Consider the following 15743-nt stretch of genomic DNA (forward strand, 5'->3'; position numbering starts at 1 on the left):
ATTCGAGGTTTTGGTAGCAATTGTTACAGAAAATTTAAGAAACTTACTATCTGCGGCTAAGTATTTCTACTAATTCCTGTAGGTGCTCTTTGCCCCGTGAGGGTTGGAAGTGCCAGGGGAAGGGGAATTTCCCAGCCCAGAGTAGTCGCAGTCCGAGGGGCATTAGGCTAAACCAATTGACTACCAGCAGGGCAAAGCGCATTTCATCGAGCCATCCCGATCGTTTTACCAACTTCAGCAACACTTGCCGATGGCGGATCGGAGTAGTGACTTTGGTATTTTTGTCCTGGAGTAAAGTTTGCTTAATTTCTGTAATGCGATCGAGGGGTTGCACCCCCACAGGACAGACCTCGTTACACTGAAAGCAGCGCGTACAGCCCCAGACAAAATCCTTGTGGTGGTATTTTTGTAACCGCTCGGTGGTTTGACAATCGCGGTTATCCTGTAACACCCTTTGGGCGCGGGCGAGGGCATGGGGTGCTACGAACTGGGGATTTACCTCTTTGACGTTACAGGCAGAATAACAAGCTCCACAGAGAATGCAGTTAGCCGCAGTAGCTATACGGGCGCGTTGAGCAGGAGTTTGTAGAGATTCCTTAGGTTGTCTAGCCCTGGGAGCGATGTAGGGATTGACACGCTGCAGGTCTTGCCAGAAGGGGGTGAGGTCAACGATCAAATCTTTGATTACAGGGAAGTTACCCAGGGGAGCAATCACTACTTCCCCCTGCCTTTGCACTTCATTAATGGAAACTTGGCAGGCTAATCCCGCCTTGTGGTTAATCTGCATCCCGCAGGAACCACAGATGACATTGCGGCAGTTACGACGGAAAGCTAATGTTCCGTCCACATACCACTGCACGTGATGCAGAGCATCTAAAACTGTGCTACGGGGGTCAAGGTCAATTCGGTAAACCTGCCAGTAGGGAGAACAGCCACGATCGCTCTGACGGCGAATGCGCAGGGTAACTTCCATAGAAAGCTGGCTTAAATGGCTTCCAGGTTCTTTTCCCCTGTGCGGATGCGAATGACTTGACCAATATCGTAAATGAAGATTTTACCGTCGCCGATCTCCCCTGTACGTGCTGCCTTAGTGATACTGTCTACTACTAGGTCGACTTGGCTGTCTTCTACCACCACTTCTACCTTGAGTTTTTGTAAAAACTCCACCGTGTATTCCGAACCGCGATAGCGTTCTGTCTGCCCCTTTTGTCTGCCAAATCCCCGTACCTCAGTTACGGTCATGCCTACTACGCCCGCATTGACGAGGGCAATTTTTACTTCATCGAGTTTGAAGGGACGAATAATGGCTTCAATCTTTTTCAATGGTTTTCTCCTTAAGCAGCTAGCTATTTCTACTATGAATGGATAGGTGAGTTTGGTAACAACTGTTACTGCCTAGCCACTCATTTACCAGAGTCTAATTCTTTTGCCAGTTCTTGTAAACGCTCCTGCTGGTCTTGGGCAATGCAACTTTGAATGAGGTCTTCCAGGTCTCCTTCTAGGACAGTTTGCAAAGGGAAGTTTTGCCCCAGGCGATGGTCAGTGACACGGTTGTCTTTGTAGTTGTAGGTGCGAATCTTTTCTGACCGCGACCCTGTACCTACTTGGGATCGCCTCAGAGAACTCACCGCTGCCTGTTGCTCCTGGAGTTTCATTTCATACAGCTTTGCCCGCAGGATTTGAAAGGCACGCTCCTTGTTTTTAAGTTGCGATCGTTCCTCGGTGCAAAATACCCTAATCCCTGTGGGTTTGTGGTAGAGGTCGACAGCGGTTTCTACTTTGTTGACGTTTTGTCCCCCTGCACCTCCCGATCGGGCGGTGGTTATTTCAATATCCTTGGGGTCAATTTCTACCTCCACTTCGTCCACTTCGGGCATGATCGCCACCGTTGCTGTAGAAGTGTGCACTCGTCCTGAGGCTTCGGTAACAGGCACCCTTTGTACGCGATGGACTCCCGATTCAAACTTGAGTTTACTGTACACCCTGTCTCCCTGGATTTCCAGGATCACTTCTTTGTAGCCCCCCATTTCCGAAGGGGATTCACTCAGGAGTTTGACGCGCCAGTTCTGGGACTCAGCATAGCGGGTGTACATCCGCAGCAAATCCGCTGCCCACAGTCCTGCTTCCTCTCCCCCTGTCCCCGCCCGAATCTCTAGCATGATGTTCTTCTCATCGTTGGGATCGCGGGGTAGGAGCATGATGCTCATCTGCTGCTCTAGTGCCGCTGCCTTTTGCTCCAGGAGTTTAATCTCCTCAGCTGCCATCTCCCGTAGTTCAGGGTCATCCGCTTCCCGCAGTAGTTCCTGGGACTGGGCAATTTCTGCCTGTACCTTTTGCCATTGCTCAAATACCTGGACAGTCTCCTCTAGGCTCGATCGTGCCCGTGCAATCCTTTGCAGTTCCTCTGGGTCAGTTGCCACATCAGGGTCTGCCAGGCGGCGGGTGAGTTCCTGGTAGGTGGATTCTACGGATTTGAGCTTTTCGAGGACGTAGGCAGCAGGCATAGGCTATTTGCGCTTTTTGCTGTTCTTGGCAGTGGCTTTGGACTTGGCAGGCTCTTTAGCTTCTTCGCTCTTTTTCGTGCGCACACCCCGTCGCTGTAATTTTTCCCCTTCTCCCCCCATGCCGTACTTGCGCATAAAGCGATCGACGCGCCCCTCCGTATCAATAATTTTCTGGGTACCAGTAAAGAAGGGGTGATTGCCTGCCCATACGTCGACATGGAGTTCGGGTTTAGTGGAGCCAACGGTAGCAACTAGTTCGCCGTCGCAGTAAACCTTGGCTTCGGGGTACCAGGTGGGATGTATGTTGGGCTTGGGCATAGCTCTAGTTAAAATGTGCAGTTATTAATAATAAAATATTTTGCCCAAATCGGCAAAGTTTCAAGCTGTGTGGGCACGGTACCAGGCGATCGTCTCCTTTAGCCCTTCCCGCAAACTGACTTGGGCAGTAAAACCGAATTTCTCGCGGGCGCGGGTGGTATCCAGACAGCGGCGGGGCTGACCATTGGGCTTATCGGTGCGCCAGACAATTTCACCATGGAAGTCCATCAGTTCGGCGATCAGATGCACTAGGTCTTTGATGGTGATTTCGGTGTTGGTGCCCAGGTTGACGGGATCGGGGTCGTCGTATTTGCAGGTGGCAAGGACAATCCCCCTGGCAGCATCGGTGACGTAGAGGAATTCGCGGGTGGGAGTACCGTCTCCCCAAACTTCGATGACATTGTGTCCTTGGGCTTGGGCGCAGTGGATTTTGTGGATGAGGGCGGGAATGACGTGGGAGCTGCGGGGGTCAAAGTTGTCCCCTGGTCCGTAGAGGTTGACGGGGAGGAGGTAAATGCCCTGCCAGCCATACTGGGCACGATAGGACTGCAACTGTACCAACAGGGCTTTTTTGGCAATACCGTAGGGGGCGTTGGTTTCTTCTGGATAGCCGTTCCACAGGTCGTCTTCCTTAAAGGGCACGGGGGTAAACTTAGGATAGGCGCAGATCGTCCCCACACAGACAAATTTTTGTACTCCTGCTAGGTAGGCGGCATGGATCAGCTGGGCTCCCATCATTAAGTTGTCGTAGAAGAGTTCGGCAGGTTTTGCCTGGTTTAAGCCGATTCCCCCCACATGGGCAGCTAGATGAATAACGATGTCTTGGTTTTCTACAGCTCGCTGACAGTTTTCCCACACCCTCAGGTCATGGGTTTTAGAACGGGGAATGGTAATTAGGTCGGGATTTGCCCCTGCCTGAACCAGCTCTGCTACTACTTGCCTACCCAGAAATCCTGCTCCCCCAGTGACTAAAATCCGACGCTCCCTCAGCTCCATATTCTCTTACTCTGGCTTCTAAGATTCTAATGGTAGTGTGCGGTTTTGCGCAGTCAATTCTACTCCTCTTCTCCTCTATGTACCCATGCCCCGCTGTTAAAATAGGTCTTACCAAATCAGTAAACTACTTATCATTCCATGTTTTGCCCTAAGGTAGTAGCGATCGGAATACTATCTGCCCTGTCTTTGCCAGTAGTTGCCCAGGTGATTCCTGATGGTACAACGAACACGATCGTGCACCAAAACAGGATTAGCGGCGGGACGGTCAGCGGCAGTAATTTATTCCACAGTTTTACTACCTTTAATGTGGGGGCAGAGGGGGTAGAGTTTGTCTCGGATGGTGTGCCAGGGGCTAGGATTAATAACATTTTTATCCGTGTCACAGGGCAATCCCCCAGCTATCTGCAAAGTGTGGTCAACACCAAAAAGGGATTTCCTAATGCCAGTCTCTACTTGGTTAATCCCCAGGGGATAGTATTTCAACCAACTGCCAAAGTGGAAGGGGGTGGCTCGGTTTTAGCGGCAACGGCTACGGCTATTGGTTTTGCGGACAGACAAGTAGTAACTCCCAGAACAACAGTTTTCCCCAGCACAGCCGTAACTAACTTGGAATTTGCTTACTATACCCCTGCGCCGATTCTCAACCAGGGGGAACTAGGGGTAGCGCCAGGGCGAAATTTGGCGTTGGTGGGGGGGGCTGTCTTCAGCGATGGCAGCTTAGCGGCTCCCAACGGTAATGTGGTGGTCATGGCAACGACGGGGGGAAGCCGAGTGGAAGTGCGCTCCACGGAAACTAGCTTCGGTTTGACTGCTGTTAAAGATGTGATAGAACCTGTCAAGGAGGGCGCGCCAGAACTGTTGGAAGTTCTCCGTCCTGCCTTGCCCGAGTTGCCCCTGGAGGCAAAAACGATCGTTGCCCGTGCTGATGGCAAAGTCACTCTCCTACCAGAGAATCAGGGGTTAGTAGACAGGGTACTGCCCGATGGCAGGGTCAATACTACGGGTGCTTTTACTTTGTTGAGCGGGGATGTAGCGGTCAAGGGCATGGCGGGGGCCAATATTCAGGTAGATGCCCCTAGTGATATTGTTTTACTGGTACCCCAAATCAGCGCTACTAACACTGTTGTCTTTAATGCGGGTAGTACAATTACCTTCCGCGATAGTTTAGCTTTTCCTTCTAACCTCACTACTGGTGGCAATCTGGTATTACGGGGGGATGGCAGGATTGACTTTTTGGCGGTCAACCACCCCGAGAGCGTGATCAAGGTGGGGGGTAACCTACTCTTCATCTCCCGACGGGACATCTGGGCAGACAGTGTATTTGCTGTCGGTGGGCGAGTGTTGATTGAGGCTTCTCCCGTGGATACCGTTGATATACTAGCCCCTGTCCCTGAACTTCCTAAACTACTGCAACCTTCCCCTCGCTTGGCTAAGTGATGCCCATTGATATTGTTCCTATAGCCTATGCTAGCCCTGACTATTACCAAGCATTGGCGCTACGCAATCTCTATCTGCGGCAGCCCCTGGGGTTATCTTTCACAGCAGAGGAGGAACAAGAAGACCAAATTGCCTGCCATGTCGTAGCCAAACATAACGATCGGGTCATTGGCTGTGTGCTCGGTGTACCCAAGGAAGATTGGGTCAAAATTCGCCAGATGGTGGTGCAATCTGAGTATCAAAGGCAGGGTATTGGTACTAAGCTTCTGCAAACAGTAGAAAAAATATTTAACGATCGGGGCAAAACAGCTTTCTTCCTCCATGCCCGTCACCACAGTGTTGAGTTCTATCGCAAAAATGGGTATCAGCCGATCGGGGCATTATTTTACGAAGTGGGGATACTACACCGGCGCATGGAAAAACATCTCACCTAGGGCATTTGGGAGCTAGATCACACCTTTGGTAGAGGGCTTACCCTATCATAAAAATACCAGGGCAGAGGGAGATTCAGCATATGAACAAACTCCGTTGGTTGGCTTGTTTTTTCCTATCTCTGGTGGGAGCAATTATTTTTGGTCAGCCCCTAACGGCAAAAAACTTAACCCCAGACCAGGTATTAGAAGTGGCGTTAAAAACGACGGTGGTCATAGCCCAGGACCTCAAATCTGGGGATAATGTAGCATTGCGAGAAGCCTTCCGTCCAGGGTCGGGGGTAATTGTGGGTAAACGGGGCAATACCTACTATGTGGCAACCAACTACCACGTAGTCAGCGCCAGGGGGACAGATTACGGTGTACGCACCCCCGATGGTATTGTCCACTTTGTCGACGATGAAAAAACCCAGAGCAATATTGATGCCTTTGGTAGGTATTTGCAAAACCGAGTGGAGGGGTCAGATTTAGCGATCGTGCAGTTTCAGGCTAAACAAAATTATCCTGTTGCCAAAATTAACCTCAACAAACAGGAAAATGAACCGGTATTTGTAGCTGGCTGGCCCGACCCTGGTCCCAAATTTCCTGAGCGTACCTTCAGAATGACCTCTGGCATTTTAAGTGCCATATTGCGACAGGGGTGGGAAGATGGGGACTACAATACCCAATACAGTGCTCCCACACGGCGGGGCATGAGTGGCGGTCCCGTCTTCAATCAACGGGGGGAACTAATTGCTATTCACGGCAGGGGGGGTGGTAAAAATTTACCGGAGTACGGCGAACCCGACAAAGACTGTTTGGACACCAAAAACTGTTTCAATCGGGGTATTTCCACTGATGTTTTATTACAACGGGCACAAAGTACACCAAAATATGCCAGTTTATTTGTCCCCCCTGCTTATATTCCTGCTGACCCTGTACGTCTTGCCCAGGTTCCTAGCCCTCCCACGGCTAAACGTATTGAAAACATCTTTGATGAATTTAGTAGCCTCAAAGTACGCCTCAAGGAAACTAATGACGGTCGGTTGTTACTCGATCCCTAGTCTTTCCCTACCCCATCCGTTGGCTTGGATGAGAGGGGGGGAGAATTGTGGGATCGGGGGGTGACATCCAGTTTTATACTACTCATGTTTAGTTTAGGCGTGTGGTTGTTGTTATGAAAAGGATTATTTTATTGTTAGTTGCTTTAGTCTGCTGGATGGGGCTATGGTCACCTGTACCTAGCCTGGCGGCAAATTCTCGGTTAGAGGCTCTGGCAACACAGATGCAACGCTTACAGACTTTTGTGGAAGAAAATAACTGGCAGGAAATTCGTGCTTATATCCGCGGTCCCATGGGAGAAACGAGAAGGAAATTGGCAGCGATCGAGCGGGAGCTGCCCAAAAACCAACGATCGGTGTTTAAAACTGCTTCCTCTAAGTTCCTGGATGACCTGATTACCCTGGACTTTGCTGCTCTGCAACAGGATGCCGAGCGGACAGAAACTGCTTTTCAAACTTTGCAGGCTGATTTGGACAGTTTACGCCAGACTGTTGATTAGCAACAATGAGTACTATAGATAAAGTCTCGGTTTGGCTGAACCGCTTGCTGACAGCTAACTTTTTCGTCGTCCTGTTCTTTTTTGCCTGGTTTGTAGTAGCAGCGGGAGGGGAATTTCTCCACTGGCACCTAGGCTGGCATCTCTGGCAAACCCTCTGGCAACCCGTGATTCAACCGGCGGTCGGTTTGGTTATGTTAGGGGCGATCGGTAGTGGTATCCTCCATCGCCTGCGCCAGCGGTTTTAACAATTGTTAAACTTTGGTAATTTGGAGTGGGGCAATAGTATATTCAGTGTTAAATTTGCCTTTTTTAATCTTAGTTTAATAATCTTGAGGAGGAAACGTGAGTCACGAATTAGCAACCAAACTGCGGGTAGGGACGCAGAAGGCACATACAATGGCGGAAAATACAACATTTATTCGCTGTTTTTTGGGGGGGGTGGTTAATCCCCAGTCCTACCGGAAGTTAGCGAGCAATCTCTATTTTGTCTACACTACTCTGGAAGAAGAGCTGACCAAACATCGGGAACATCCTGTGGTTGGCAAATTATTCTTCCCGGAATTATGGCGCAAAGCCAGTCTGGAGCGGGATTTAGAGTTTTACTACGGGGCTGATTGGCGCTCTCAGGTAGCTCCTTCTCCTGCCTGCGCTAGGTACTTGCAACGAATTCGCGAAATTTCCCAGCAAGACCCCATTTTACTAGTGGGACATGCCTACACCCGTTACATGGGTGATCTTTCCGGGGGGCAGGTCTTGAAAAAGATTGCTAAACAAGCGATGGGCTTAGGCGATCGGGGCACAGCTTTTTATGAGTTTGAGTCAATCCGCAATCACGGGGAGTTTAAGAAACAATACCGTCAAGCAATGAACAATCTCCCCCTGACAGAGGCAGAATGCGACCGCATTGTGGCAGAGGCTAATCACGCTTTCCACCTCAATATGGATATGTTCCGCGAGTTGGAGGGGAATTGGTTGCTGGCACTGGCGCAGTTGGGCTGGAATAGCTTCCTCGATAAGCTGGGTCTGAGGGCAAATCGCCGCCCCGTTGGCTCAGAGGCCTAGATGCTTGATTTTTGGCAGTGGTACGATCGGGCTAGGTCTGGTCGTACTGCCGAATTGGACTGGTTAATTCTTGCCCTGACCCCTCTGACTAAGTTAGATTTGCGGTTACGCTCCCCGCGCTTTGCTGACTACGATTGGCAGTATTTAGACCAGCTGTGGCAGAGGCATGTACAGGAAGGTATACCTGTACAGTACTTGGCGGGTCAGACCCTGTGGCGGGATTTGCTCCTCACAGTCAATGAGGCGGTTCTCATTCCCCGTCCGGAAACGGAGTTAATCATTGAAATTGTTGCCGCCAGCACAGAACCCCAGGGCGTTTGGTGTGATTTGGGGACGGGGTCAGGAGCGATCGCCATTGCTTTGGCACGGACTTTTCCTGCCATCACGGTTTTAGCGGTAGACATCAGTGAGGCAGCACTGCAGGTAGCTCAGGCCAATATCGATCGCTACGGTCTGGGCGAACGGGTCAAGTGTGTGCAGGGCAGTTGGTTTAGCTCTCTTACGCCTGGCTTGGCGGGTATGGTGAGTAATCCCCCTTACATCCCTTCGGATATGATTCCCACCCTGGCAAGGGAAGTACAACGGGAACCGCGGCTGGCATTGGATGGAGGAGCAGATGGTCTGCAGGCTATTCGTCATCTAGTAGCAGCAGGAAAGACCTACCTGAAGGAGGGCGGGTTTTGGCTAGTAGAAGTTATGGCAGGCGCCTCGGGAGCCTCGTCGACCGAACAGGCACAAACAGTGGCAGATATGCTACAACAGAATGACTATCGATCGGTAACAATACATAAAGACTGGCAAGGTAACGATCGGTTTGTCAGTGGTTTTGTAGGTTAATTGTATGCAGTATGTGTTAGTTTGTGGTGGCAGTGGGGGTATTGGCTCCGCCTTTGTCCGACATTTTTTAAGCCAACCTAATACCTTTGTCTTTGCTACCTTTTATTCTCAGCCCCAGAGATTAGCCGAATGGCAGCTACAATATTCCGATCGTCTTCTCCCCCTCGCTTTAGACATAACAGAAGAAGTACAAATTGCTCAAATAGTCGAGAAGATAAAAACGCAGACCGATCGGTTACACTATGCTATCAACTGCATTGGTTTTTTGCAGACAGAGGGCATTCAACCGGAGAAGAATCTGCGCTCTTTACAATCTGAGAATTTAGTGCGTTATTTTCAGGTCAACAGTATTGGCGCTGTGCTCCTAGCAAAACATCTCTTACCTTTGTTCAAGCACGAAGACCGATCAGTGTTTGCTACCCTGTCTGCCAAGGTGGGGAGTATTGGCGATAATTATTTGGGGGGCTGGTATGGCTACCGTGCCTCTAAGGCAGCTCTGAATATGTTTATGCGTTCAGCCGCCCTGGAATATCAACGCACCTGCCCCAATACAATTGTTGTGCTCCTGCACCCCGGCACTACTGACACAGAACTATCCCGTCCCTTTCAAACCAATGTGCCCCCCCATAAACTGTTCAGCCCCCACCGCTCCGTTGCCTATCTCACCCAGGTATTAGACCAACTCCAGCCCTATCACACTGGTACTTTCTGGTCTTGGGACGGCAGCCAATTGCCCTGGTAAGCATGCAAACTCACTTCTCCCCCCTGTAGCTGCGCTACGATCGTGCCGTGGGGTGGAAATCCTTGCCAGCGTTGATCCTCCCACAGGGGTTCAGAAGCCACAATCAAGCCATAGTCCGTGCGCAATCTATACAAACTGGGTACTGGTGCAGCACTAGCACAGCGGGTCGCCACCAAACTTACCCCATCGCTGACAATTATATTCAGGGCACTCCTAACCCCGTAGCGTTCGGATAATCGCAAAACCGTAGCAATGGTTAAACTGAGTGCTTCCCGTAGGTCCTGGCTGTCGTTGTAAAACTGCATCAACAGAGCAAAAATGTGCTCCGAGTCCGTCACCCCGTGAATCAAATGATAGAATTCATCCTGCAGGAGGGAACGCATTGGTCGCAACAGGGAAGTGCGGAAATTCTCTATAAAGCCATTGTGGATAAAACTAAAGCGATCGAAACAGTAGGGCGGACAATTCTGCCAGCCAAATCCCTGTCCCGGCGTAGCACTGCGAATACCCGCCAGGAAACAATCTGACACCACATACCGCTGCAAAGATGGCAAATTAACATCATTCCAAATCGGTAACTCACTGCGATAGGTAAACGGATAGGGAGACTTACCCAGGTCGTACCATGCTACACCGAAGCCATCGGCGTTTAACAACCCTGCCGTCATTTCCTTTGGCTGATAACTCTGCACCACCAAAGAGTGGGGAGGATGACTAATCAGTGCCTCCAACGCCAAGGGTTGTCCCACATACCCCAACAGTCGACACACCTAGAACGACCTCCAAACCTTGACCGTACTATCTAAACTAGCAGTAGCAAAAGTCTGTCCATCCGCACCAGCCCCAATAGCAGTGATCCGATCGCTATGGGCGGGAAAGGTGTCCAGGAGATTCCCTCTCCCCAGATGCCAGATACAGAGCATCCCATCTATACTACCCGTTGCCAGAGTCAAGTTGTCAGGCGCAATCGCCATCGCCGAAATCGGCGCTAAGTGGTGAGAAAAAACATGCACTAAATTGCTCGTACTCAGACTCCAAACTCGTACCTGCCCATCGCGACAGCCGCTTACTGCCAACATGCCATCCTGGCTCAGGGCCACCGCGGTAATACCGTTTTGGTGCCCCCTCACATTCAAAGGGGGTACTGCCGTTGTTACATCACAGACATTGATGTTGCCTTCCTCTGTCCCAATGAGCAGAATGTTGCCGTCATAGCTCATGTCAATACAAGTAATAATCCCGTTGCGTTTTAATTTCGCCGTCTCCTGCTGCTGCTCCAAACTGTAGACCACGATCGTGCGGTTTTGCGTCACATAACTCACTACCTTGCCATTCCCACTAATTGCGAGCATAGAAGCTACTGCCGGCTCTGTGGAAATAGCACAGGTAAATTTACAAGTTGGCACATGCCACACTTTGATTTGTTTATCCAAAGTAGCTGTGACTAAGGTGTTGCCATCCGCACTCAGTTTTGCTACTAAAAATCGCTCTCCCTTTTCCGAATTAGTACCAAAACCCTCACAATCAGGGCATATCACCGCCTGTTTTGTTTTGACAAATAAGAGAGAGCCCTCTTTGTAAATCTTGCCTAGACCACTGCAGGTAGAGCAGGTATCCTCTTTGATCACTATGCCTTTCGCTGCCCCTGTTTCCATATCCCAGAGCTTGGCAATTTTCCGCTGTCCCGTCGTCAAGATAATTTCCCTGGGAGTAATCCCCACATAGGCGCAACCCTGATCGTGGGCATGGATAGTGCCAGCACAACGCCATAGCTGGGAAATAGTTTCCTCTTCCTGGGCAGAATAAGTAGAACTAACCACGGGAGTAGGGGGTATATCAGAATTAGCAACCCCTGTTCGTTTGACATCCTCCACAAAAGCAGTGATAAACTCATCATCTTCTGTCTGTACCTGACTGACAGGATTTTGCCTAGGAGCAGGGGTGTCTAGGTCTTGGATTATTTTCTCAAATAGGTCATCATTCAGCGGGGAGATTACTTCCGTTTTGCTGCTAGTTACCTCCCGCAAAAATTCATCCACACTGTCTTTCTCTTGCGAGGGCTTGGGTTCGGTAGTGATAATCTCCCGTAAAATGGTCTCGACATATTCTCTATCTTCTTTCGTTTCTGTGCGAATACCTGTGTTTTTTGCCCCCAATCGCTCTACATCCTTAAGGGCTTCCGTGGCAGTGCTGTAGCGGTCTTGTCGCCGTTCCTGCATCATCCGATCGAGGACCTGGATGAGACGGGGAGTGACATCAGCAGGAACATAGTCTTGCCAAGTCTGCAGCCAACTGTAACCCCGTTTGATAAACAAACTGTAGGGGCTAACCCCCGTCAACAGGTGGAAGCAAGTAACACCCAAGCTATAAATATCACTGGCGGGATAGGCTTTCCCCTCACTCATCTGTTCAATGGGAACATACCCGGATGTACCAATAGAAGTGCCTGTAATCACCCTTTGAGGGTCAGTCAATAATTTCGCTACACCAAAATCTATGAGGAATAATTTATTGTCTCCCTGGCGCCGAATGATATTTTCGGGTTTGATGTCGCGGTGAATGACTTGTCGTTCATGCACAAACTCCAAAATGGGGAGAATATCCCGCAGAATTGCCCAGATTTCTGCCTCCGTAAAATTACCATGGCGTTCTAGCAGTTTCTGCAGATTCATGCCCGGCACAAATTCCTGCACTAGGTATTGTCGTTTGTCCTGGGTAAAGAAAGCAAGGAGGTCGGGAATCTGAGGGTGAACACCCAAATCATTGAGACGGATAGCTTCCTGGTAAAATAACTCTGTGGCTTTCTGCAAAGCACCCGTTCCTTGCACTTGGGGCAGAAATTGTTTGATCACACAGCTAGCATTCAGACGGTCTTGATCAATGGCTAGATATGTTCTCCCAAATCCCCCTTGCCCCAGTACCTTCACCGCCCGATAGCGCTCCTTCAGGAGTAATTTAGAGCCACAGTTGCGGCAAATTTCATCTGTTGGTTGATTCTGCGGCTGCGAGCAGTCAGGATTGATACAGTAGCTCATAGGGGGATTTATTTAGCATACCCTGACTATTATGTTAGCTTACCTGTTTAGGTTTGGTATTTGCCCCTACGAATTTGCCAATCTATACAAATCTGTACATCTGTGCAGCTTTTTATTTTTTCTTGCCTTTGCTGGGGCTGGCTTTAGCATCAACGAGTTCTAGTTCTTCGGGGCGAAAGCTGACGAGTTTATCCCAATTCCCACCTTCAAATAGGACGGCTACTCTGCCATCCGTGAGGCGTTGTACTAATCCCTCAAAGCCATAGTAAATGTCTCCAGGATTGATAACCCGAACAGCAGAACCAGGAAAGATCATGTTTGTCATGGTTTTTTGTTTAATATAGGTCTACAGCGATTATACACGATGGCTATGGGCTGGCAGTTCCGTGTGGGTACGGGCTACGATATTCACCGCTTAGTTCCCGATCGACGCTTAGTGTTGGGGGGGGTAGAAATTCCCTACGAGAAGGGGTTATTGGGACACAGTGATGCGGACGTCCTTGCCCATGCCATTATGGATGCCCTCCTGGGAGCACTGGCACTGGGGGATATTGGGCATTATTTTCCCCCCACTGATGACAAATGGCGCGATGCTGATAGTACGCTTCTGTTGCAGCAGGTAAATACCCTCATCAGAGAAAAGGGCTGGCAGATAAACAACATCGATACCTCGGTGATTGCTGAACGTCCTAAACTGAAAAATTTTCTTCTGTCTATCCGAGAAAATCTGGCTAAGGTGCTGCAGATCGATACCGATCGGGTTAGTGTCAAAGCCAGAACGAATGAGGGGTTAGATGCCATTGGACAGGGGGAAGCGATTGCTGTTCATGCAGTGGTGTTGTTATGTTGTCCACAAGAATAAGGGGTTTGATTACTTATTTGTCTTTGTTTGTGTTGGCTGTCGCTCTGGTGGGGTGTACAGCTCTTAGGGGGGTAGCTAAACAACGTCTGTCTTTACCACTGGATGCGGACATCAAGACTTTTAATCCGGTTTTGGTCTCTGATGCCTACAGTGCAGCAGCATTGGGGGTGGTTTTCAGCGGTCTCCTGACCACCGATAAAAATGGCAATCTCATCCCTGAGCTGGCAGAAAAATGGGAATTCCGTAATGATGGTTTGGAATTGCTCTTTACCCTCAAGTCCGGTCTCAAATGGTCTGACGGTAAGCCTTTGACGATCGAGGATGTCCTCTTTACTTTCCGCGATATTTATTTCAATGAGGCGATCCCTTCTTCTATCCAAGACATCTTTCGGGTAGGGGAGAAGAGAGAATTGCCCCAGGTGGAAAAGGTAAACGATCGGGTAATCTCTTTCAAATTGCCTGAACCTTTTGCGCCTTTTTTACGCTTTGCCGGCGGGGCTAGTATCTTGCCTAAGCATATCTTAGCAAAGGCAGTAAGGGAGAAAGATACTACAGGTAAACCGAAATTCTTGCAAACCTGGGCGATCGATACTGACCTCCATACTCTGGTGGGCAACGGTCCCTATGTCCTCAAGCGGTACTTACCCGCTGAACGCCTAGTGTATGAACGGAATCCCCATTACTATCGCCAGTCCTTGCCTCACATTCCCCGCCTGGTTTACCAGATCATGCCTTCCCCGGATAGTACGGTGTTGCGTTTTCGTTCCCGCGATATAGATGTGATCCCCCAGGTGCGGGCACAGGATTTCCCTATCCTCAAACGCCAGGAAGATAGGTATGGGTTTCGGATTTATCAATTGGGTGAGGGGAGCAGTCGCAGTTTTTTAATGTTTAATCTCAATCGGGGACGGAATCAGGAGGGTAAACCCTTTGTCGACCCTGTCAAGGCGGAATGGTTCAATGATGTCAATTTTCGCCGTGCCATTGCCTACGGTATCAACCGCCAAGCTATGATCAATACCTACTACCGCGGTCTTGGTTTGCCCCAGGATTCCCCTATCCCACCCCTCAGCCCCTACCATTTCTCCCGCCAGGAAGGTGTCCCCTTCTATGACTATGACCCAGACAAGGCAAAGGAGTTATTGCAACGATCGGGCTTTTCCTACAATAGCCAAAATCGCCTAGTGGATAAAAATGGGAACCTGGTGCGTTTTACAATCATGACTTCTACCGGGGGAGCGGGCGCAACCCTCGCACCGATGATCAAAAATGACCTCGATCGTTTAGGCATCACAGTTGATCTGCAGATTATTGACTTTACGGCTTTGATTGACCGCCTCGATCGTTCCAAAAACTGGGAAACGGCTATGTTAGGTTGGGGGGGGGGCATTGAACCCCACGGCAGTTTTCATCTGTGGTATTCCGCTGGCTCTAGTCATATGTTCAATTTGGGACCCAATCCGGGGGAACCGCCTTTCCCTGGACGGGTGGTGAGTGACTGGGAAAGAGAAATCGATCGGTTGTTGATTGCAGGAGCCAGGGAAATCGACGAAAAAAAGCGCCGCCAAATCTATGGGCAGTTCCAGAAACTGGTGCAGGAGCAGGTGCCGATGATCTTTATGGTCAGCCCCCGCGCCATGAGTGCTGTCAGTAACCGCTTGCGAGGTATTGACCCCTCCCCCGCTGGCGGTGTCCTCTGGAACCTGGATGAACTCAGATTAGCCGACTAAGGGCGATCGATGGGATTCGAACCCACGCATCGAGGAGCCACAATCCTCTGCCTTAACCACTTGGCTACGACCGCCGTAGTCCCTTATCTTAACACAGATTTTAGATTACAGATAGGCGACCCTGTACCCCCACCACAACAGTGCTGCAATCGTGCCCAACACCAAAATTGCGGAAAGAGTAACAGCCAGAGGGCTATCCGCATTGTCAAACTTCATAATGCCACGATTAAATTCAGACATATAGGTTTT

Annotated in this window: 19 protein-coding genes and 1 tRNA gene; 10 read left to right on the forward strand and 10 right to left on the reverse strand. The window is 49.9% G+C overall.

From position 1 onward, the window contains the following. Positions 1-46: 46 nt before the first annotated feature. The 5 genes from NZM01_08460 to NZM01_08480 all read right to left on the reverse strand — a co-directional run bounded on the left by NZM01_08460 (position 47) and on the right by NZM01_08480 (position 3818). Positions 47-973 (reverse strand): succinate dehydrogenase/fumarate reductase iron-sulfur subunit, encoded by a 927-nt coding sequence (locus NZM01_08460; GenBank protein ID MCS6960068.1) that lies wholly within the window; start codon positions 971-973, stop codon positions 47-49. An 11-nt stretch (positions 974-984) separates the two neighbouring features. Beyond that, positions 985-1323 carry a P-II family nitrogen regulator gene (locus NZM01_08465; GenBank protein MCS6960069.1) on the reverse strand — a complete coding sequence of 113 codons (339 nt, stop codon included), beginning with the start codon at positions 1321-1323 and terminating at the stop codon, positions 985-987. 80 nt (positions 1324-1403) lie between these two features. Next, the gene (gene prfA, locus NZM01_08470) at positions 1404-2504 is read right to left on the reverse strand and encodes a peptide chain release factor 1 (protein ID MCS6960070.1); all 1101 of its coding nucleotides are present in this window, start codon (positions 2502-2504) and stop codon (positions 1404-1406) included. 3 nt (positions 2505-2507) lie between these two features. Beyond that, positions 2508-2822, reverse strand: a complete 315-nt coding sequence (rpmE, locus tag NZM01_08475) for a 50S ribosomal protein L31 (protein MCS6960071.1) — start codon at positions 2820-2822, stop codon at positions 2508-2510. Positions 2823-2882: 60 nt separating this feature from the next. Beyond that, a complete protein-coding gene (locus NZM01_08480) occupies positions 2883-3818 on the reverse strand; it encodes a GDP-L-fucose synthase (GenBank protein MCS6960072.1) in 936 nt (311 codons plus the stop codon). A gap of 138 nt (positions 3819-3956) precedes the next feature. Between NZM01_08480 and NZM01_08485 the strand changes: the two genes are divergently transcribed. The 8 genes from NZM01_08485 (at position 3957) to NZM01_08520 (ending at position 9867) form a co-directional block, all read left to right on the forward strand. Beyond that, positions 3957-5255 (forward strand): filamentous hemagglutinin N-terminal domain-containing protein, encoded by a 1299-nt coding sequence (locus NZM01_08485; protein MCS6960073.1) that lies wholly within the window; start codon positions 3957-3959, stop codon positions 5253-5255. Then, the gene (locus NZM01_08490) at positions 5255-5689 is read left to right on the forward strand and encodes a GNAT family N-acetyltransferase (protein MCS6960074.1); all 435 of its coding nucleotides are present in this window, start codon (positions 5255-5257) and stop codon (positions 5687-5689) included. The genes NZM01_08485 and NZM01_08490 overlap by 1 nt, the downstream gene beginning before the upstream one ends. An 80-nt stretch (positions 5690-5769) precedes the next feature. After that, positions 5770-6729, forward strand: a complete 960-nt coding sequence (locus NZM01_08495; protein MCS6960075.1) for a serine protease — start codon at positions 5770-5772, stop codon at positions 6727-6729. Between the two features lie 113 nt (positions 6730-6842). After that, entirely contained in the window at positions 6843-7226 is a 384-nt protein-coding gene (gene psbQ, locus NZM01_08500; protein ID MCS6960076.1) for a photosystem II protein PsbQ, read from the forward strand. A 5-nt stretch (positions 7227-7231) separates the two neighbouring features. Then, on the forward strand, positions 7232-7471 hold the full coding sequence (locus NZM01_08505) for a hypothetical protein (protein ID MCS6960077.1): 240 nt from the start codon (positions 7232-7234) through the stop codon (positions 7469-7471). 97 nt (positions 7472-7568) lie between these two features. Beyond that, positions 7569-8288, forward strand: coding sequence for a biliverdin-producing heme oxygenase (locus NZM01_08510; protein MCS6960078.1), 720 nt, complete (start codon positions 7569-7571; stop codon positions 8286-8288). Then, positions 8289-9125 carry a peptide chain release factor N(5)-glutamine methyltransferase gene (gene prmC, locus NZM01_08515; GenBank protein MCS6960079.1) on the forward strand — a complete coding sequence of 279 codons (837 nt, stop codon included), beginning with the start codon at positions 8289-8291 and terminating at the stop codon, positions 9123-9125. A 4-nt stretch (positions 9126-9129) separates the two neighbouring features. Continuing rightward, positions 9130-9867 carry an SDR family NAD(P)-dependent oxidoreductase gene (locus NZM01_08520; GenBank protein ID MCS6960080.1) on the forward strand — a complete coding sequence of 246 codons (738 nt, stop codon included), beginning with the start codon at positions 9130-9132 and terminating at the stop codon, positions 9865-9867. Here the strand turns inward: NZM01_08520 and egtC are convergent. The 3 genes from egtC to NZM01_08535 all read right to left on the reverse strand — a co-directional run bounded on the left by egtC (position 9819) and on the right by NZM01_08535 (position 13218). Next, a complete protein-coding gene (gene egtC / locus NZM01_08525; GenBank protein ID MCS6960081.1) occupies positions 9819-10637 on the reverse strand; it encodes an ergothioneine biosynthesis protein EgtC in 819 nt (272 codons plus the stop codon). The two genes, NZM01_08520 and egtC, sit on opposite strands and share 49 nt — an antisense overlap. Further along, entirely contained in the window at positions 10638-12902 is a 2265-nt protein-coding gene (locus NZM01_08530) for a protein kinase (GenBank protein ID MCS6960082.1), read from the reverse strand. A 112-nt stretch (positions 12903-13014) separates the two neighbouring features. After that, positions 13015-13218: an NAD(P)H dehydrogenase subunit NdhS gene (locus tag NZM01_08535; protein MCS6960083.1), complete on the reverse strand. Its 204-nt coding sequence runs from the start codon at positions 13216-13218 to the stop codon at positions 13015-13017. Between the two features lie 54 nt (positions 13219-13272). Here NZM01_08535 and ispF point away from each other — a divergent pair, with 54 nt between their 5' ends. Next, positions 13273-13764: a 2-C-methyl-D-erythritol 2,4-cyclodiphosphate synthase gene (gene ispF / locus NZM01_08540; protein ID MCS6960084.1), complete on the forward strand. Its 492-nt coding sequence runs from the start codon at positions 13273-13275 to the stop codon at positions 13762-13764. Continuing rightward, positions 13746-15494, forward strand: coding sequence for an ABC transporter substrate-binding protein (locus NZM01_08545; GenBank protein MCS6960085.1), 1749 nt, complete (start codon positions 13746-13748; stop codon positions 15492-15494). The genes ispF and NZM01_08545 overlap by 19 nt, the downstream gene beginning before the upstream one ends. Position 15495: 1 nt before the next feature. Here the strand turns inward: NZM01_08545 and NZM01_08550 are convergent. After that, positions 15496-15568 (reverse strand) — tRNA-His (locus NZM01_08550). Positions 15569-15599: 31 nt separating this feature from the next. Continuing rightward, complete coding sequence (locus NZM01_08555) at positions 15600-15734, reverse strand: hypothetical protein (GenBank protein ID MCS6960086.1); 135 nt, start codon at positions 15732-15734, stop codon at positions 15600-15602. Positions 15735-15743 lie beyond the last annotated feature (9 nt).

Origin of the sequence: Pseudanabaenaceae cyanobacterium SKYG29 (genome assembly GCA_025055675.1) — a bacterium.
Lineage (GTDB): Bacteria > Cyanobacteriota > Cyanobacteriia > Pseudanabaenales > Pseudanabaenaceae > M5B4.